The sequence below is a fragment of the Acinetobacter sp. UBA3461 genome (assembly GCF_002381195.1).
Classification (GTDB): domain Bacteria; phylum Pseudomonadota; class Gammaproteobacteria; order Pseudomonadales; family Moraxellaceae; genus Acinetobacter; species Acinetobacter schindleri.
In genome coordinates this window covers 1-18440 of the sequence record NZ_DFRO01000024.1, presented here as the reverse complement: position 1 = coordinate 18440, position 18440 = coordinate 1, and the positions used below count along the sequence as shown (strand labels likewise).

Sequence of the window (18440 nt, the reverse complement as noted above, 5' to 3'; positions counted from 1 at the left end):
AAATAAAGCACAGAGGTTGATATAGATCACAGCTTTAATAAGTAATTTTTATGAGAAGATTAAATCTTGTATTTTCTTTCCTGCTGCATCTGTTTTAAACGTTGTGAAATACTTGCAGACAATGACTGATTCTTCTTACTGACTCGCTGTGCATGTAGTAAGGATTTAATAGCTGCCTCCTCATTTCCCGTCCAATATTCCACTTCAGCACGGTAACGCAGCACATTAATCGTTTTAATCTCAGATACAGGCTCGGCATTGGTTGCTGACAGCATTAAGCGCCAGGCACTTAAATCACGTGAATTAGCATTCAGGAAACGTTGCACGATCATCTTGGCTTGATCGGTTTGCTTCATACGAATCAATACTTCTGCATATTTATAATTGAGTGCCCGGTTTTCCGGCATGATGGATGCTGCAGAACGCACACTACGCAGAGCTGGCTCCAGCTGATTTTTCCCAAGATAAATATCGGTCTGAAACAGCACCAGCAAAGGATGAATCTGATTATACTTTTTTGCCTGGTCTAATGCCTGTTGTGCATTATCCTCATCACCTTGTTGCAGATAGTAAGCAGTGAGTGCCAATTGCCCTGCAAAACTGTTTTGTCCTGCTAAAATTTTTAATTGCTGCTCAGTCGTCTGACGGGACAGTACTTTGCTATACCAACGAATAATCTCAAAATTCTGGTCAATCAGCTTTGGTTTAACTTTCGGCATCTGATTGGCGCGTAAACGTGCCTCACTCATACGCTCAGTCGTTAAGGGATGAGTAAACCAGAAATCTGGCAGAAAGCTTAAACGGCTGGTTGAACGATGCATCACCTCAAAGAAATCAGCCATGCTCTGCGGGTTATAGCCCGAAGCATACATATACTGCATACCGATCCGATCTGCTTCACGTTCCTGATTACGACTATAAGAAAGCTGCTGATCCATTAAAGCTGCTTGTGAGCCCATCATTACGGCTGCACCCGCATCGCCATCTGCTTGCGATGCCACTAAGGCTCCGACCAGGATTCCCGCGAGTGCTAATAATCCCTGTCCTTTAAATGCTTCTTGGGATCGACTGTAATGACGTTGTGTGACATGTGCAATTTCATGCGCCATCACACCGGCCACTTCATCCATATTACGCGCTGAATTGAGTAATCCCATATTTAAGGCAAATAAGCCACCAGGCACAGCAAAAGCATTAATCTGGGGATCATTAACCACAATCAGACCAATTGGTTGCTGTAATTGAGTCTGGCTAAGAATATGTGAAAACACTGAAAATAACTGGTCTTCCATCCAAGGATTTTGCACCACAGGTAACTGTTTCTGTACCTGACGATAAACCTTTTCACCGATCATGCGCTCTTTTTGCTGATCTATCAGCCCTACACCTGCTCCAATTTCTGGAACAGTAAACTGACTAGACTGGGTATTAAAAGTATCGGAAGCGGTATGCCCTATTGCCATACATGCGCTTAATCCACAAGCCAAAACCAAACGTTTCAATGAATAAATCTCTAAGCCTGATTACGAAACCTGCTTGAATATACCATTGAAAAAAGGGCATAAACGCAAGAAAATGTTATTTAATATTATTAGAGCTGCGGGTTAACCACATAGCGTGGTACACGTCCTTGCAAAGCATCCACCAGGTTCTGATATGCCAGTTCTGCCATACGCTGACGTGTTTGCGCAGTTGCCGAACCTACGTGTGGCAAGGTAATCACATTATCAAGTTTAAATAGCTCTGATGCTTGCAATGGCTCTTTTTGATAGACATCCAGCCCTGCGGCAAAAATCTGACGATTTTTTAAAGCCTGAATCAGTGCCTGCTCATCAACAACCGAGCCGCGCGAAATATTCACAAAGACTGCATGCCGCTGCATCAATGCCAGTTCTTCTGCACCAACAAGTGCTTTGGAATCTGCATTTAAATCCACTGCGACTACCACAAAATCAGAACGCTGTAATAAGGATTTTAAATCACAATATTCTGCATTTAAGCCTTGCGCCAGCTCCAGCTTTTCACGACGGTTATGATAAAGCACATTCATATTAAAGCCATGAAAGCCACGTCGCGCGATTGCTGCGCCAATATGACCTAATCCAATAATTCCTAAAGTCTTGCCAAAAATATCCACCCCGAATTGTGCTTCGCTGGCAGTACGCTGCCACTGTCCTTGCTTGGTCCATTGATCTAAATAAGTTACTTTACGCGCTGCGGCCATGAGTAAAGTAAATGCAAGATCAGCTGTGGTTTCAGTGAGCACGTGCGGTGTATGAGTGAGATAAATTTTCTTTTCATTTAAATATTCAAGATCGTAATTATCGTAGCCAACACTGACACTGGAGATGATTTTTAGTTTAGTCGCAGTTTCCAGATTATTTCGATTGAGCAGTCGTCCTGCGCCAATCATGCCATCTGCATCTTGTGCTTGCTGCAAAATCTGTTGATTGACATCACCCAGCTTGGGCTGGATATATACCACATTATATTGTTGTTCGAGTTTGGCTTGAATCTCTGGAGGAATTTGACTAAATACAACAACTTTTTGCTTCATGCTTATTTATTCCATGCTGACAGGCCTACTTTGCATAAACTGCCAGAGTCGCTTTTTAAGGATTGGCCGATCCAGCATCTCCTGCAGGGAGGCCAACTGGGTAATTTTACTGTTTGAAAGATGTGGAACAGTACCAAGAAAAATAATATTTTTATCGTGACTCATGCCATCCAGAAAACCCTGGATATAAGACTCCACGCCGCGTCCATCCTGCACATTATCCCAAGGAAATGGCCAGTTCAGCTCTGCAAACTCACCCAACATTGCACGTTGGATATTCGACCACAATAATTGCTGATCTTCAGTTAAGCTCGTGGCATCAATGACAATAATACAGTGTGCAAGACTTAATGCCTGCAGGCTAAAAGGCGCGACCTCAACAATTTCGCGAAGCTCATGTACCAGTTCTGGCTGCGGCTGTATTTCCATTGTTGGCATTATAACGACTGGCGCAGGCACTTCTACAGGTGCAGATACGACAGAACGTTCAATCACTGAGGCTTCAGCTTTAAGCTCAGGAAGGATGATTTCACTCAGGACTTCAGGTTGTGACTGGTCACGCCAAAGCGCCGGCTGGTGCGATTGACACGGCTCCGCCCGAGGAATCCAGATATCAATTCCTAGTGTCGCCAGTATGTCACGCTGATGCCCTATCATCTTGTCTTCATCACCTATTTCAGGCTGAATATTTTAGCGGGAATCCACTTCCTTTGCCGAACTTTTTCGGATTTTTCACTGTACATTACAATTGATTTGTAGCAAATTTGATTTTAGTCATTCTCTTCGGGTTATTTACATGCAGGTTCAAACATTATTTAAAGATCGTGCGTGAGTTAACAAACACTTTCAAGTCTGGATTAGATAATCATGATGCTGTTCTTTTTCTGCATCTGATCCACAATTTCATCTACTTCAAAACCCAAACGCCAGTACAGTAATTCCATCACGTCGAATTCATCTTGAGTAATGATCCGATCATTCCAGAGACAGATTTCTGCAATGCCCAATATACTCAGTCGATCACGCAGCAACAGGCCAGAAATATCATTCAGAATTTCAGCCAGATCAATCGGCTCATCTGAAATTTCGGTATACATTTCCAGTTCTTTTTGAGTCAGAATACGTTTTAAAATGCGCTCGCGAACATCCAGCTGATTATCACTATTGATCTGCTGTACATGCAGCAATGCATCAATCAGGCGTACGATTTGTGGTTTAACTTCTTCCAGTGCCGTCGGGGTATGTACGGGGAGTAGATTCAGCTCATATTTCACACATTCAAGCAACAAGGCATCTAGCAGACCAATTTCACCATCTTCCTGAATAATCCGTGCCAGTTTCATCACGAATTGTCGTGCTACCGTGGTCGGCATGCCACCAATATTTTTGCAGGCTTGCTGAAAAATCGAGATATGCACACGCCCATCCAGATTTAACAATGAATCTACAATGGCCCGGCTGACTTCAGCATCGGTGGGAATAAATTCCCGATATTGCCGGATCATCAGAATTGCAACCATGACCTCTCGCGAGCCAGTTGCAGTTTGCAATGCGCGTTCAATTAGCTCTGGTCGTGGCGTATTGGCACGATTCTCCGGATTCAGTGGTTTAACTGCATCTTTAATTGCAAAACTGATCGGCGACAGACGTAGTAAAGGCAATGGCTGTGGCGAACTCCAGGAAGCTGCACTTGTGACCGCCATTTCTTCGAGTGACCGAAACAGACTAAATAAAGGCTGATTTTGTAGTTTTTTTAGGTTTTCAAGCTGCAGATCCTGAATCAAGGAAGGATTCATTTCATAGATTCGCTGTTCAATACTGGGATGAATATTCAGCCAGTTCTGCTGACTGAGGGAGTTAGCAAAACACATATGTGAAATCGACTCTGCATATTCACTATGAATCTGTGAACCGGAATGATGCACATAAATCCGCAGCAAAGTCTGTACATTGGCATCATTTTGAATCAGACGACGGGTTTTTTGATCATTCTTAAAAGTCCTGCCACTGAGCGAAATATATTTAATGAAACGGGTAATCAGTACGCCTAAGCTACCAATCAGCCAGATCACCGCACCAATACCAACAAACAGAGTCTCAAACTTGTTTTCTGCCGGCATGCCATTCCGATAGAATCCCCGTTTGGCAATCTTACTGCCCCACTGACTAAAAGTAGTCAGGCTACTGTAGAGAATCTTGAGCCGGGTATTTTCTGCCGCTTCACCAGAAAGAATCTTGTTAAACTCATGGCTTAATAAACCATACAGTTCAATTTCATCCAGATTTTGCAATGCCCCCCAAGTCAGAATAATGGCAGTATTTCCCGGGTTAAAACCGGCAGTCAGTGCATTGACTCCAACTTCATCAGGCAAAACATACACCGCAGGAGGCTCAATCAGAAAAGTATCTGCCAATTGTTCAGCAATCTTCAGAGCGACGCTTTCCTCCGGTACGCTTTCAATCAGACTCAGGCGACGTGCACCCATCTGCCGTGCCAAGGAATAACCACCGGCACGAAAGACATAAAATTCATAGAGTACTGACACCACCATGATCGAACCGACCAGAGCAATCAGATAAGGACTTAGCACATGCCAATATATAGATTGAGCAGGATCAAAATAATAGACCAGTAAACCAACGACAGTATTAATAATTGCTATCGTCGATAGCACAGCAATCAGACAGACACTGGCTGGCCATAGCATATTTTTATTCTTGATAAACGCATATCCTACGCTTTTCAATGCTTCACCCTGATCACATTGTTCTAGCTTTGCCCAATCATAAATGAAAAAAGCGGGAAATTCCCGCTTTTTTCATGATTTTAAAGACTTAGACTTCGCGCACGCCAGTCAGGTCTACTGATGCTGCATCGATATTTACATCAATAAACTTGTCACCTTTTTTGGCGCCATCATTACGCTTTTGCTGTAACTGGTCAAGGTATGCTTCATCAATACCGCCAGCCACATATACGCCGTCAAATACAGAACAGTCGAATTCACGCAGGTTCGGTACAATCTTGGTACGTACTGCATCTTTCAGATCTTCCAGATCCTGGAAAATCAGACGGTCAGCACCAATAATTTCACGAATTTCCTCAACACTACGTTCAGACGCAATCAACTCAGATTTGGCTGGCATATCGATACCGTACACGTTTGGATATTTCACCATTGGTGCAGCAGACGCAAAGAATACTTTTTTCGCACCGGAATCACGCGCCATCTGAATGATTTCATTACACGTGGTACCACGAACAATTGAGTCATCGACCAATAGAACGTTTTTACCCTGGAATTCCAGCTCAACCGGGTTCAGCTTCTGACGTACTGATTTTTTACGCAGTTGCTGACCTGGCATAATGAAGGTACGACCAATATAACGGTTCTTCATGAAACCTTCACGGAATTTCACGCCCAACGTATTTGCCAGTTCAAGCGCAGAAGTACGTGATGTATCTGGAATTGGAATAACCACATCGATATCATGTTCATCACCCCACTCGCGCAGGATTTTATGGGCCAGTTTCTCACCCATTTTCAGACGGGCTTTATACACTGAAATACCATCAATGATTGCATCTGGACGCGCAAAGTACACATATTCAAAGATACATGGACGGTATTCTGGCTTTGCAGCACATTGCTTGGTAAAGAAGTTCCCTTCAGAGTCAATGAAAACAGCTTCACCTGGCTCGATATCACGTTCAACTTTAAAGCCCAACGCTGTAATCGCTACAGATTCAGAAGCGATGATATATTCCATACCGTTTTCAGTTTCACGCGAACCGTAAATCAATGGACGGATACCATTAGGATCACGGAAACCAACCACTCCTTGACCTGTAATCATGGCAACAACTGCATAACCACCTTTGCAGCGCTCATGCACGCGTGTTACGGCATGGAAAATATCTTCAGAGGTCGGTACCAGTTTGCCACGCTTCTGCAATTCGTGCGCAAATACGTTGAGCAGAACTTCTGAATCAGAATCGGTGTTCATATGACGTAAGTCAGTCTTGAACAGGTCATCATGAATTTCTTCAGCATTGGTCAGGTTACCGTTATGTGCCAGCGTAATCCCGTAAGGAGAGTTCACATAAAACGGCTGCGCTTCAGCACTACTTGAGGTACCCGCAGTTGGATAACGCACATGGCCAATACCGTAATTACCTTGTAATGCACGCATATGACGAGTATGGAATACATCACGCACCATACCAACATCTTTACGAAGGAACAGGCGACCTTCATGACAAGTTACAATCCCAGCTGCATCCTGTCCACGATGTTGTAACATCGTTAATGCATCAAACAACATTTGGTTAACAGCTGATTTACCAGCAATACCAACCACTCCACACATAGCAACCTCGCAGACAAGCTAGGATTAATAAAAAGGATTATTCGTAGACTCAGCTGATGATTTGCTCTTTACAGCAGGCTCAGCTGATACATCTGAAGATTTTCTGGAATCTTCCGACTTGATATGTTGTAGGGCTTCGTTTGCAGCATCTTTGGACATCTGGGTCGCCCATGGCGCATAAGGAAGCAAAGTCTGAATCACTTTGGACTGTTTCCAGTGTGGTGAGCTTTCTACCCACGGCCCGATTCCCTGCATGGTGATCAGGACAATCAGCAGACCTTTCAGGCTGCCAAACACCCCACCTGCAAGACGGTTTAAAGGTCCCAGTTTCAGGGTTTTCATCACACGGTTGAGCAAGAAGGTTACTATCCAGGTCAGAACCACAATCATCAGGACGATGAAAGCAAATGCTGCAATTTTTTGTACCACTGGATCTGTACTGAGAGCAGTCATGGAAGGCGCAAGTAGTGTTGAATATTTCGCTGCTACAATGAGCGCAAAAATCCAGCCAGCTAAGTTCGCAAAGGCTTTAATAAATCCTTGACGCAAACCGTTTAGCCCTCCAATGAGCAGTATAAACAGTAAAAAGATGTCAATGGCAGTCATAGAATTCAGAATGCTTCAACACAGTCTTTTACAAGTGTCGGACCTGTATATATGAGGCCACTATAAACTTGTACAAGGCTGGCACCAGCTTGCTTTTTGGCAGCGGCATCGGCACCCGAAAGAATACCACCCACACCAATCAATGGAATTTGTCCTTGCAGCACATCTGCAAAGGCTTTTAAACACGCCGTACTTTTCTCAAAGACCGGCGCACCCGACAAACCGCCTGCTTCTTCAGCATGCTCCAGACCTTCAACACCTTCACGAGACAAGGTCGTATTGGTCACAATCAAACCATCAATCTTGAATTGCAGCAATTGCTGAGCAATAAATGCAATATCTTCAGCTTCAAGGTCTGGTGCAACTTTCAAGACCAGAGGTACATAATGCTGGTTTTCTTGAGCAAGCTCAAGCTGACGGTTTTTTAGCGTTTCCAGCAATTCAGTGAGCGCATCACCACTTTGCAGGCTACGCAGGTTTTTTGTGTTGGGAGAGGAAATATTAACAGTAATGTAGGAAGCGTAATTATATACCTTTTCCAGACAGATTAAATAATCATCAACTGCATTTTCAACCGGAGTTACAGCATTCTTGCCGATATTAATCCCCAGAACACCTTTGAATTTTGCAGCTTTAACATTTTCAATCAGTTTGTCCACGCCTTCATTATTAAAACCCATACGGTTAATAATAGCTTTCGCTTTTGGCAGACGGAACAGTCGGGGTTCCGGATTACCGGGCTGAGGACGCGGGGTAATAGTACCGATTTCAATAAAACCAAAGCCTTGACTTGCAAGGGCATCGATATAGGCACCATTTTTGTCCAACCCTGCCGCCAGACCTACCGGATTCGGAAATTCGATTCCCATACAGGTCACTGGTTTAGAAGCAACGTTTTGACGCATCATCCCCATGGCATGGGAGGATTTCAACAGTGATAGTGTCAGCTCATGTGCACGCTCTGGTGCTAAAGAAAACAACAAAGGGCGGGCTAGAGAATACAACATATCCAGAAAAGTCTACTGCTTTTTAAGTCGGCATATTATAGTCACAGCCCGGTAAAAAAACCATGCTTTGCAAATCTTTATTTTTACCGTTTATAGGACAGTCGCTGTTAATTTAATCTGTCCGGCATCACTGATAAGTTCCATTTTTTCAACAGTTAAGCCACTCTGGGCTAGCTGGGTCAGAAAATTAGCCAGTACAGAATAATTTTCATGACTGACATTGAGTAAAATTTTACCTTCCTGCTGCTGGGATGAAACCGACAACCCCTGCTGCTGGGCAGCACGCTGCACTTTTTCTGAGGCATCTAATTGCAGATCGCCTGCTGGCTTCATGGTCGCTGCATTACTCTGCATCCACACTAAAGTATCTTTTAAGGTATTCAGGCGCTTTTGCTGGGTATCCGCAGCTCTGTGCATATAAAATAGTGCCGAACCGACTGCAGCCACGATGACAAAGATTGTGGTAAAGATCACCATGTAGCGTTCACGGGCGCTCAGGCTATCCAGATAATCTGTAATGCGTTCAATGCGCTGGTCCAGCCGGATTTGAATATTGTCGAGCATTTTCATTATTGTATTCTCACCGATCCGATCGCACCTGTACCATTGGCCTGTACATTACCCAGTTCAACTTTAAAACCCTGTTGTGTCAGTTGACGGGTCAAAGTGCTTAATGCATCAGAAGAATTCGCCTGCAGATCCATATTCAGACTTGAAGTATCATAACTGACCCGCTGCGCAATAATCTGGTTTTGCATTAATACCGGCCCTACCCGACTGATCAGATCAAAAGCCTGAGTATTCGCCACCTGACTTAAACGCATCTGTCCTTCAAACTGGCTTTTGATATTCTGCTCGTTTACAGGATAGTTCTGACCAAACCAGTATTTGAACTGATCAATCGCTTGAGAAGCAGTTTGATTGGCAATCTTTTTATATTGATACCAGCGCACAGCATCATAACTAAACTGCAGCACCAGAATACCCAAAAACACAGCAGCACAGGCTTTCCAGTAACCGGAAACTGGCGTATCTGACTTGGCTTTAGGCAAGACATTAAAAGGATGCTGCTTGGCTTTTTTCAACTGGGGAAGGCTGTACTGGAACGATTCAACCTGATTATGCGTAACAACGGCTTCCAGACTACGCAGCTGAGCATTATTCAGGTTACTCACCTTGTAATTTACATCTTTAGGCTGATAATCCAGATAAAGACTCAGGTCATCGACCGAATGACCCACATATTCCGATTCGCGAACCAGTAGTCGTCCAGCAAGTTCCGCCAATACACGTTGCTTTTCTTCAGGAACAGGCAGGACCAGAAAATCTGGCAATAATGCCTCAACCTTAACCGGAAGAAGGTTCAATACATGCTGCATGGTTTCTACAGTTGAATTGGCAATTCCCAATACACTGAGCTGATCGGGCTGCTGAAAATGATGAAGCACCTTCATCGCATCAACTGGTAGAATGACATATTCCTCCAGCAGATACTTGATTGCCTCCTGCCCCATTTTCTTATATTGGACTTTGGACATGCTCTGCTGCAAAATCTGCACATGACGACTCGGGAAAAAGACCGTTGCCTCTACCCCATGTTGCCCTTGGATTTCCTGAATTAGTTGCTCAAGTGTATCTGCACTTTTCCAGAATTCCCCATCTGACCATTGCCAAACCCCATTGGCTTCTGGTATCCATAAATACAACATCGATTGTGTTCTGCCGTTTTAATAGTTTTTTATACTGTTGGAATAAAGCTTTTTAACTGTGTCGATAAACCTGCTGCAATCACTGCCTGATCATAAATGCGAGCTTCTGACAAATGAAAAGAATGGAAAGACTCCTCTGTCAGAATGGAAGCAATATGTGCCACCACATTCATATGGCAGACCACGACAATTGATTCATACGGTAACTGAGACAACCACTCCACAGCCACTTTGGCATCATCATCCGGCTTAATGGTATTACAGATCACCACCGGTACATCTTTATAGAAAGCCTGCAAATGCGCCAGAGTTTCCTGAGCACGAAGCAACGGACTCACTACAAAGACTTCAGGTTTAACGACATCTTTCAGGTATTGAGCAGTCTGTTCTGCCTGTAGATGTCCACGTTCGGTCAAAGGACGCTTGGTGTCGTTACCATTTACCGGTGGAGCTGCTTCGCCATGACGCACGAGTGTCAGTTGCATACCATTTCCCTATTCATTCAAGCTGCTGATCAGGTCATAATATGAGACTGATCATACAGTTCCATCACTTATAAATCAGACTTGATGATGTGGCAAGACAAATTCCACATCACTGCGATGACCATTTTTCATTAAAGACACCGCAATACTCATCGGCGGTGCACCTTCAAAGATCACAGCATACAGTGCACAAGTAATTGGCATGTATACATCCAGTTCTTCTGAACGTGCTTTTACCTGTACAATAGTATTAATCCCTTCCGCCGTCTGACCCAGTTCAGTAGTTGCCTGTTCCAGAGTTTTACCTTTACCCAGCGCATAACCAACCTGATAGTTTCGGCTTAACGGACTATTACAGGTAGCGAATAAATCCCCTACACCCGACAGCCCCAGGAAGGTTAATGGATTCGCACCAAGCTTCACCGCAAAACGGCTCATTTCTGCCAAGGCACGAGTCAGAATCATACTCTTGGTATTTTCACCGACGTTATAGGCGGCTGCCATACCCATTGCGACTGCATAAATATTTTTCAGCGCACCACCAAGCTCTACACCATGCACATCATCGCTGGCAAAAACACGGAATAAAGCACTGTGCAAAGCTTGCTGTACTGCATAACGCACCAGTTCAGAATCACTTGCAATCACAGTCCCTGCTGGCTGGCCCGCCACAATTTCTTTCGCCAGGTTCGGGCCTGAAAGGACCCCATAAGGCACTTCAGGTAATTCTTCCCGAATGATATCACTCATAAAACTAAAGGTTTTCGCTTCAATACCTTTGGTCAGTGAAATCACGGCCTGAGAGCTAATAAAAGGCTTAATTTTCTTCAGTACATCACGGAAGGAATGGCTTGGAATTGCCACCAGAATAATGTCACGATCACGTACTGCTTTTTCTAAATCAGAAACTGCCAATAGTGCAGGCTCGAGCTGAAAATCTGGCAGATAACGCTTGTTCATATGCGTGGCATTAATATCCGCAGCCGTGGCTTCATCACGAATCCAGATCATGGTGTCACAGCCATTGCGTACTGCAGTATTCGCCATTGCTGTACCAAAACTGCCACCACCCAACACTGTAATTCGCAACGCAGTCTTACGATCAATTTCTACAGGTTCAACCAGATCTGAAAATTTTAATTCTGACATGTGTTTCTAATATCCTTATCTAGCCAAATTAACGTGATGGATTCCACTGGCTGACAAATGCTTCTGTATGGATTTCTGCACGTGGCGCAATAGTTTTTGCCGCCGTTCCAATATAAATGATGCCTGAAACCAGATCATCACCTGAAATTCCTAAAGCCTGTTTAAAGTATAGCGATTCTACTACAGCACCACTACGCCACATGGTCGAAAAACCTTGAGCTTGCAGGGACAATAAGAAATTCTGAATTGCGGCACCAGAGCTCAGAATCTGCTCAAAATGCGGCACCTTGGGATGATCTTTCAAACGGGTCAAAGCCAGAACCAGTAAAGGTGCACGGAAAGGATGATGTTTTACCCGCTCAATCTGAGCAGCTTCAGTTTGCCCCAGATCGATTAATGCCTGAGACAATAACTCACCAAAAGCTTCACGCTTATCATCTGGAATAACTACAAATTCAGTAGGTTTTAAACGGTGGTGATCTGGCGCAGTCAGCGCAGCCTGAAAGGCCATTTCCAGCTGTTCAGCATTGGGTGCCGGGGCAATCAGCTGACCAATAGATTGACGTTGATGAATATTCTGATGAACGATTTCGATCGTTGATTCGGTCATTGCCTTGTATTTCTATACTTAAAAACTGTATTCAAGATTAGCATATTCATCTTGGGATTCTCTATATCCTTCATTTTTATTCTTCGTGCTCAAATATATTTAGCTCACTGTTTTCGTTTCTGATAAAAATCATTAAACAGCATTTATGATAATGACATGGCTAATACTGAAAATTTCCAAACTTATACATGCTGTACAAATTCTAAAGATTATTATGTGATTAATTATACGATTATCTGATCTTGACGGGTTTTTAGACATGACAAAAATATTAACAATGGGTGCAGCTATTGCCACTGCACTCGCTCTGACTGCGTGTAGTACTAATCCAACCAACACAACTGCAATCCGCAAAGAAAATAATCAATTCGAAGTTACCGGATTAGGTAAGACCCAAGTCATTGCCAAAAATAATGCCGTAAGCGCCGCTTCTAAAACATGTGGTTCACGATCAACAGCTATTATTGTAGATGAACAGTCCACTTATGATGGCGCACTGAAAGGCGTGGTAGATGAGCAGACCGGGCAGATTATTCAGGCTGCTGCCACAGTACTTGGTAATATTGCGGGTACAGGCAATAGCATCAATTCAGATGATGACTACCAAACTACCCTGACTTTCCGTTGCCAGTCTAACTAAAGTCTTTTTAGCTAGCTAAAAAAACCGCCCAATGAGCGGTTTTTTTACAAACTGGAAATTAGCAATAACCTTCCAGGCGGGTCAATGGTAATTTTTGACCAATCGCTTTTTCAATTTCTGGAAGATAGAACGCATCGTCTTCCGACAGGAAACTGATACTGACACCACGAGTCCCGGCCCGTCCCGTACGACCAATACGGTGTACATAGTCATCAGACTGTTCTGGCAGGGTAAAGTTCACTACATGCGATACACCATCCACATGAATACCACGACCTGCTACATCAGTTGCGATCATGATATTGTGTTTTCCATTTTTAAACTGGTCCAGCATTTTTAAGCGCTTGTCTTGGGCAATTTCACCAGACAGCATCACCACTTTATAGTTGTCACGTTTCAGATGATCATAGAGTTTACGCACCTGATCACGACGGTTGGCAAAAATCATGACCTTCTCAATCGGTTCATCACGCAAAATGTCTTGTAGCAGTTTATATTTATCTGCCTTGGCAACCATATATACACGTTGTTCAACGTCCGCATTGGTTTTCTTTTCTGGCTCAATTTCAACCGTTACGGGTTCAAATAACCACTGTTGTGCCAGATTCAATACGTCATAGCTAAAAGTTGCCGAGAACATCAGAGTCTGGCGCTGTTCCTTGCGTGGCGAGAAACGTACGATACGTTTCACTGAAGGGATAAAGCCCATATCCAGCAGGCGGTCTGCTTCATCAATCACCAGGAATTCAATCTGATCTAACCAGACTTCTTTTTGTTCAACAAAGTCAATCAAGCGACCTGGAGTAGCAACCATGATGTCCACAGGTGCCTTATCGAGCTGTGCTTTTTGCTTGTCAAAATCCACACCCCCAAGCAGCGTCACGACACTCAGGTCAGTAAACTTGGTCAGCTCATGCGCGTCACTTTCAATTTGTAGTGCAAGTTCACGAGTCGGTGCCAGAATCAGTGCACGTGGCTCACCACGGTAACGCTGTTCCTGAACAGGATTATTTAATAGATCATTGATGATACTCACCAGGAAGGCCGCTGTTTTGCCCGTACCCGTTTGCGCACGACCAATTGCATCGTGACCTGCCAATGTGAATTTTAAAACCTTCTCCTGAATAGGCGTCATAGAAGAAAAGCCTAAAGCATCAATCGCTTGTTTTAGATTAGGATGTAAATTTAAGGTTTCAAAACCAGATGACATAAAGCGGTGCTCTAAATAGATAATCACTAAGATACAGACAGTATAAACAAAAAACGCCCCAATTTATATTGGGGCGTTTTATTAGCTTAATCCGAAGATTAGTCTAATGGTTGAACTTCTTCAGCCTGGAAGCCTTTTTGGCCTTTTACAACACTGAATTCAACACGTTGGCCATCACGAAGTGAACGGTGACCGTCACCTTGGATTGCACGGAAATGAACGAATACGTCATCACCACCATTGCGTTGAATAAAGCCGAAGCCTTTAGTATCGTTAAACCACTTAACTACGCCTTGTTCGCGAGCAGCTGTCATAAGTTAATCCTCATTGTACCGAAAAGAAGGACCACCCGGTGTTGCAAACAGCAGAGCAAACAAGTTTGAAAATATTATTTTTAAGCTTGTAATCATTCTGTAAAACTATTAACAAAATCCCGGTTACATCCATTTATTTGCAGGACGAAAAACAATCAATTTGTTTATCTAAAATCCCACTAACTCATCGAGCTTAACATGGGTTTATAACAATTAATAGCCTTTTTTTAGGTTTGTTCTAATTGATTTCGCTATTTTTTTCAGAAATTTGCATAAGGTTTTTTTAATTATTATTTCGTTTATATTTTTTAAAAAAGTTGGGATTTGGCATCCTATTTGCTAATATTTAGACCCCTTTTAAAGTCGAATGAATATTACGGAAATGATTGACAACGCAGATCAGATTCGCACCGTCGATGCCATGGGTAAACCATGCCCTATGCCGTTATTGATGTTAAAGCGTGCCCTGAAAAGCCATCCCGGCGAAACCTTTCTGCTGAAATCATCAGATCCACACAGCCAGATTGATGTTTCGCGTTACTGTGAGTTAAATCAGCTGAAGTATGATATGCAACGAATTTCCGACGTGGAGTTTCACTACATAATTGAATCTTAAAAATTTTCAATTAAACTATTTATCTCCACATTCGTATAAAAGTTTACATATCTCTACCCAAATATCCATCATTTGACTGGAGATTGGATTAACATAAATCTTAGATTTGGGAATGATCCCGTTATTCCTCAAGGAGAACACATGAGTGACAGCAGCAATCAATTGATGCCCCTGTCATTATCGGCGCCAGGTGTCAATCTCGGTGCTTATATTAGTACTGTCAATCAGATTCCTATTTTAACTGCCGAACAAGAAAAAGAGTTGGCAGACCGATATTTCTATGACCAGGATCTGGACGCAGCAAAAATGCTGGTGATGTCCCACCTGCGTTTTGTAGTCCATATTGCACGTAGTTATGCAGGTTATGGCCTGCCTCAAGGTGACCTGATTCAGGAAGGTAACCTTGGCTTAATGAAAGCGGTTAAACGCTTTGACCCGAATATGGGTGTTCGTCTTGTTTCCTTTGCCGTGCACTGGATTAAGGCTGAAATCCACGAATATGTAATCCGTAACTGGCGTATTGTCAAAATTGCGACAACTAAAGCCCAGCGCAAACTGTTCTTTAATCTGCGTAGTCTGAAAAAGTCATCTAAAAAGCTAACCTTAGATGAAGCTCGATCAATTGCTAATGACCTGAATGTAACCCCCGAACAGGTTCTGGAAATGGAAGGTCGCTTGACTGCCTATGACGCAGCATTTGAAGCTTCAGGTGATGATGACGATGAAGGTTCAGGTCATGTCGCTCCAGCGCTGTATCTGGAAGATAACCGTTATGATCCGGCACGTCTGATTGAAAATGAAGACTATGAAGAACAAAGTACAGCTGCCCTGCACGATGCCATGGAACAACTAGATGACCGTTCACGTAACATCTTGCAGCGTCGCTGGCTGGATGATGAAAAATCTACCCTGCATGAGCTTGCCGCAGAATATAATGTTTCTGCAGAACGTATTCGTCAGCTTGAAAAGAATGCCATGGAAAAAATTAAAGTTGCGATGTCTTCCAATTAGGTTTCATGTCTTATATAGAAAAGCCTTCAGATTTGAAGGCTTTTTTGTCTTTTAATACGGTGTTTCAGCCTGTGCTTTTATGCTAAGGTTAAGCGCAAAATTTACAGGAAGATCAGTTCAGATGTGGATTGCAATTTCAGCGATTAACCTGGCCCTTGCCGTAATGCTGGGTGCTTTTGGTGCGCATGGCTTGAAAGCACGTGCAACTGAAGCACAGCTTGGCTGGTGGCAGACTGCAACCGATTACTTTTTCTATCATGCGCTGGGCTTGTTGCTGTTAGGCATTCTGGCAAAAGTGATTCCACAGTTGCCGATTAAACTAAGTTTCATTTTGATTCAATTGGGCATTTTACTGTTCAGTGGTTCACTCTATATTATGGCACTTGGTTTACCTCGTGGTTTGGGTGCAATTACCCCGATCGGAGGTGCACTGATGATTGCAGGCTGGCTGACCCTGGCCTGGAATGCATTTAAATACATCAAGTAAGAACTGATCACATTCAGAGGGTGCCAAAATGAACATCTATATCAATGGCGAACAACAACAGACTGACTGCACCACCTTAATGGAACTGGTTCAGCACCTTGCGCTTGAAGATAAGCGCTATGCCGTTGAAGTCAATGAAATGATCGTTCCCAAAAGTAGACTGGCAGCAACGCCAATCTGTGAGGCAGACAAAATCGAAATCATTCACGCTGTCGGTGGCGGCTAAGGTTCGGAAATACTATGCAAGATTTACTTCAAATTGGCTCACGCCAGTTCCAGTCACGTCTGTTGGTTGGTACAGGAAAATATAAAGACTTACAGGAAACAGATCAGGCGATTCAGGCGAGTGGTGCTGAAATTGTTACGGTTGCAATCCGTCGCGTGAATATCGGCCAGCATCCAGACCAGCCGAATCTGCTATCCGTGATTCCACCCGAAAAATATACCATTCTGCCTAACACCGCTGGCTGTTTTGATGCTAACAGTGCTATACGCACCTGTATGCTGGCACGTGAACTGCTGGATGGTCATAACCTGGTAAAACTGGAAGTTCTGGGTGATGAAAAAACCTTATATCCAAATATCACTGAAACTTTAAAAGCAGCACGCACCCTGATTGATGATGGTTTTGAAATTATGGTGTATACGTCAGATGATCCAATCGTGGCGCAGGAACTGGAAAGCATGGGTTGTGTTGCGATCATGCCTTTAGGAAGTCTGATCGGCTCAGGTCTGGGAATTCTGAATCCTCATACCATTTCTATCATTAAGGAAAATGCCAAAGTGCCTGTACTGGTCGATGCTGGTGTCGGCACAGCCAGTGATGCAGCAATTGCCATGGAACTCGGTTGTGATGGCGTGTTGATGAATACAGCCATTGCAGCAGCACAGAATCCAGTCTTAATGGCATCTGCCATGCGTAAAGCAGTAGAAGCTGGTCGTGAAGCATTCTTAGCGGGTCGCATGCCACGTAAGCGTATGGCCAATGCCAGCTCGCCTGAGACAGGTTATTTCTTTAAATAAATTCGTTGATAAGAAAATTAAGTGCAAAAATAAAGGACTCAATCGAGTCCTTTATTGATTTGCTGTGGTGTATTAAGGAATCAGTCCTTCATCACGCATAGCGATCTGTACTGACTGACGCTCTGCGACTTTATTACGAATGTGAATGATATTTTTATAAGGTGTCAAATCGTGTTCGATATGATTTGACCAGTTAGTAAGTACAAACAGATAAGCATCTGCTGGTCCAAAGTTATCATCCACCAGGTAATCATTGTCTGATTCACCAATGGCTTTATCAATGTAACTTAATAAGCGGTCAATTTCTGCATACGCCTTTTTCTTGGCTTCCTCATCCATTGGCGCACCAAAGAACACCGCATAAGCATCATGTAACTCTGAGTTTAGGTAACCTAACCATTCCAGGACTTTGGCACGTCCCATACCTGATGGAGGAATTAAATCTTGTTTTGGATCGTGTTGTGCCAGAAATGGAAGAATCGCAACGTTCTCAGTCAGAATCAGGCCCGGGTTAATTTCCAGTGCTGGAACATAGCCTTTTGGATTGATCTCGTAATAATCTGTGCCTTTCTCAGTTTTATGTGTTTTTAAATCAACACGTTCCAAATCAAAATCAACATTAATTTCATTTAAAATAATATGTGC

General features: G+C 43.4%; 21 protein-coding genes. 6 read left to right on the top strand and 15 right to left on the bottom strand.

Translation table 11 applies throughout. From position 1 onward, the window contains the following. Positions 1–59 precede the first annotated feature (59 nt). The 12 genes from B3D47_RS05280 to B3D47_RS05225 all read right to left on the bottom strand — a co-directional run bounded on the left by B3D47_RS05280 (position 60) and on the right by B3D47_RS05225 (position 12494). Positions 60–1502 (bottom strand): M48 family metalloprotease, encoded by a 1443-nt coding sequence (locus B3D47_RS05280; protein ID WP_286860382.1) that lies wholly within the window; start codon positions 1500–1502, stop codon positions 60–62. Positions 1503–1591: 89 nt separating this feature from the next. Further along, entirely contained in the window at positions 1592–2557 is a 966-nt protein-coding gene (locus B3D47_RS05275) for a 2-hydroxyacid dehydrogenase (protein WP_286860380.1), read from the bottom strand. 6 nt (positions 2558–2563) lie between these two features. After that, complete coding sequence (locus B3D47_RS05270) at positions 2564–3214, bottom strand: hypothetical protein (RefSeq protein ID WP_004894190.1); 651 nt, start codon at positions 3212–3214, stop codon at positions 2564–2566. Positions 3215–3414: 200 nt separating this feature from the next. Then, positions 3415–5304 carry a M48 family metalloprotease gene (locus tag B3D47_RS05265; protein ID WP_286860376.1) on the bottom strand — a complete coding sequence of 630 codons (1890 nt, stop codon included), beginning with the start codon at positions 5302–5304 and terminating at the stop codon, positions 3415–3417. An 88-nt stretch (positions 5305–5392) separates the two neighbouring features. Continuing rightward, positions 5393–6928 (bottom strand): amidophosphoribosyltransferase, encoded by a 1536-nt coding sequence (gene purF, locus B3D47_RS05260; RefSeq protein WP_004812339.1) that lies wholly within the window; start codon positions 6926–6928, stop codon positions 5393–5395. A 24-nt stretch (positions 6929–6952) separates the two neighbouring features. Beyond that, positions 6953–7534, bottom strand: a complete 582-nt coding sequence (locus tag B3D47_RS05255) for a CvpA family protein (RefSeq protein ID WP_004812336.1) — start codon at positions 7532–7534, stop codon at positions 6953–6955. Positions 7535–7539: 5 nt separating this feature from the next. Continuing rightward, on the bottom strand, positions 7540–8541 hold the full coding sequence (locus B3D47_RS05250) for a quinone-dependent dihydroorotate dehydrogenase (RefSeq protein ID WP_004812335.1): 1002 nt from the start codon (positions 8539–8541) through the stop codon (positions 7540–7542). A gap of 90 nt (positions 8542–8631) precedes the next feature. Further along, positions 8632–9111, bottom strand: a complete 480-nt coding sequence (gspM, locus tag B3D47_RS05245; RefSeq protein ID WP_004812331.1) for a type II secretion system protein GspM — start codon at positions 9109–9111, stop codon at positions 8632–8634. Next, a complete protein-coding gene (gene gspL / locus B3D47_RS05240) occupies positions 9111–10250 on the bottom strand; it encodes a type II secretion system protein GspL (RefSeq protein ID WP_286860371.1) in 1140 nt (379 codons plus the stop codon). The genes gspM and gspL overlap by 1 nt, the downstream gene beginning before the upstream one ends. Positions 10251–10279: 29 nt before the next feature. Beyond that, the gene (locus B3D47_RS05235) at positions 10280–10735 is read right to left on the bottom strand and encodes a phosphoglycerate mutase family protein (RefSeq protein WP_286860370.1); all 456 of its coding nucleotides are present in this window, start codon (positions 10733–10735) and stop codon (positions 10280–10282) included. A gap of 75 nt (positions 10736–10810) precedes the next feature. After that, complete coding sequence (locus tag B3D47_RS05230) at positions 10811–11884, bottom strand: NAD(P)H-dependent glycerol-3-phosphate dehydrogenase (protein WP_278364349.1); 1074 nt, start codon at positions 11882–11884, stop codon at positions 10811–10813. Between the two features lie 28 nt (positions 11885–11912). Further along, entirely contained in the window at positions 11913–12494 is a 582-nt protein-coding gene (locus tag B3D47_RS05225; RefSeq protein WP_004812324.1) for a nitroreductase family protein, read from the bottom strand. A gap of 259 nt (positions 12495–12753) precedes the next feature. On the opposite strand from B3D47_RS05225, the gene B3D47_RS05220 reads away from it, so the two are divergent. After that, positions 12754–13134: a hypothetical protein gene (locus tag B3D47_RS05220; protein ID WP_286860365.1), complete on the top strand. Its 381-nt coding sequence runs from the start codon at positions 12754–12756 to the stop codon at positions 13132–13134. Between the two features lie 58 nt (positions 13135–13192). Here B3D47_RS05220 and rhlB read toward each other — a convergent pair whose 3' ends face one another. Further along, positions 13193–14344, bottom strand: a complete 1152-nt coding sequence (rhlB, locus tag B3D47_RS05215) for an ATP-dependent RNA helicase RhlB (RefSeq protein ID WP_004812320.1) — start codon at positions 14342–14344, stop codon at positions 13193–13195. 98 nt (positions 14345–14442) lie between these two features. After that, entirely contained in the window at positions 14443–14658 is a 216-nt protein-coding gene (locus tag B3D47_RS05210; RefSeq protein ID WP_004280099.1) for a cold-shock protein, read from the bottom strand. A 382-nt stretch (positions 14659–15040) separates the two neighbouring features. Between B3D47_RS05210 and B3D47_RS05205 the strand changes: the two genes are divergently transcribed. From B3D47_RS05205 to B3D47_RS05185, 5 genes are all read left to right on the top strand, one after another. Next, positions 15041–15274 carry a sulfurtransferase TusA family protein gene (locus B3D47_RS05205; RefSeq protein ID WP_184104865.1) on the top strand — a complete coding sequence of 78 codons (234 nt, stop codon included), beginning with the start codon at positions 15041–15043 and terminating at the stop codon, positions 15272–15274. Between the two features lie 141 nt (positions 15275–15415). After that, entirely contained in the window at positions 15416–16285 is an 870-nt protein-coding gene (gene rpoH / locus B3D47_RS05200) for an RNA polymerase sigma factor RpoH (RefSeq protein WP_004894167.1), read from the top strand. A gap of 121 nt (positions 16286–16406) precedes the next feature. Continuing rightward, positions 16407–16772, top strand: coding sequence for a DUF423 domain-containing protein (locus B3D47_RS05195; RefSeq protein WP_286860362.1), 366 nt, complete (start codon positions 16407–16409; stop codon positions 16770–16772). 28 nt (positions 16773–16800) lie between these two features. Continuing rightward, the gene (gene thiS / locus B3D47_RS05190) at positions 16801–16998 is read left to right on the top strand and encodes a sulfur carrier protein ThiS (protein WP_184104867.1); all 198 of its coding nucleotides are present in this window, start codon (positions 16801–16803) and stop codon (positions 16996–16998) included. Positions 16999–17012: 14 nt separating this feature from the next. Beyond that, complete coding sequence (locus B3D47_RS05185) at positions 17013–17795, top strand: thiazole synthase (RefSeq protein ID WP_103800052.1); 783 nt, start codon at positions 17013–17015, stop codon at positions 17793–17795. A 72-nt stretch (positions 17796–17867) separates the two neighbouring features. Here B3D47_RS05185 and B3D47_RS05180 read toward each other — a convergent pair. Then, the coding region (locus B3D47_RS05180) for a glutathione binding-like protein (RefSeq protein WP_286860359.1) at positions 17868–18440 on the bottom strand (573 nt) is incomplete at its 5' end.

Bases quoted from the DNA above. Each gene is read 5' to 3' on its own strand.
- B3D47_RS05185 (WP_103800052.1), top strand. From the start codon at position 17,013: ATGCAAGATTTACTTCAAATTGGCTCACGCCAGTTCCAGTCACGTCTG.
- B3D47_RS05255 (WP_004812336.1), bottom strand. From the start codon at position 7,534: ATGACTGCCATTGACATCTTTTTACTGTTTATACTGCTCATTGGAGGG.
- thiS (WP_184104867.1), top strand. From the start codon at position 16,801: ATGAACATCTATATCAATGGCGAACAACAACAGACTGACTGCACCACC.
- B3D47_RS05230 (WP_278364349.1), bottom strand. From the start codon at position 11,884: ATGTCAGAATTAAAATTTTCAGATCTGGTTGAACCTGTAGAAATTGAT.
- B3D47_RS05270 (WP_004894190.1), bottom strand. From the start codon at position 3,214: ATGATAGGGCATCAGCGTGACATACTGGCGACACTAGGAATTGATATC.
- B3D47_RS05225 (WP_004812324.1), bottom strand. From the start codon at position 12,494: ATGACCGAATCAACGATCGAAATCGTTCATCAGAATATTCATCAACGT.
- B3D47_RS05220 (WP_286860365.1), top strand. From the start codon at position 12,754: ATGACAAAAATATTAACAATGGGTGCAGCTATTGCCACTGCACTCGCT.
- gspL (WP_286860371.1), bottom strand. From the start codon at position 10,250: ATGTTGTATTTATGGATACCAGAAGCCAATGGGGTTTGGCAATGGTCA.
- rpoH (WP_004894167.1), top strand. From the start codon at position 15,416: ATGAGTGACAGCAGCAATCAATTGATGCCCCTGTCATTATCGGCGCCA.
- B3D47_RS05235 (WP_286860370.1), bottom strand. From the start codon at position 10,735: ATGCAACTGACACTCGTGCGTCATGGCGAAGCAGCTCCACCGGTAAAT.
- purF (WP_004812339.1), bottom strand. From the start codon at position 6,928: ATGTGTGGAGTGGTTGGTATTGCTGGTAAATCAGCTGTTAACCAAATG.
- B3D47_RS05210 (WP_004280099.1), bottom strand. From the start codon at position 14,658: ATGACAGCTGCTCGCGAACAAGGCGTAGTTAAGTGGTTTAACGATACT.
- gspM (WP_004812331.1), bottom strand. From the start codon at position 9,111: ATGAAAATGCTCGACAATATTCAAATCCGGCTGGACCAGCGCATTGAA.
- rhlB (WP_004812320.1), bottom strand. From the start codon at position 14,344: ATGTCATCTGGTTTTGAAACCTTAAATTTACATCCTAATCTAAAACAA.
- B3D47_RS05275 (WP_286860380.1), bottom strand. From the start codon at position 2,557: ATGAAGCAAAAAGTTGTTGTATTTAGTCAAATTCCTCCAGAGATTCAA.
- B3D47_RS05205 (WP_184104865.1), top strand. From the start codon at position 15,041: ATGATTGACAACGCAGATCAGATTCGCACCGTCGATGCCATGGGTAAA.
- B3D47_RS05195 (WP_286860362.1), top strand. From the start codon at position 16,407: ATGTGGATTGCAATTTCAGCGATTAACCTGGCCCTTGCCGTAATGCTG.
- B3D47_RS05250 (WP_004812335.1), bottom strand. From the start codon at position 8,541: ATGTTGTATTCTCTAGCCCGCCCTTTGTTGTTTTCTTTAGCACCAGAG.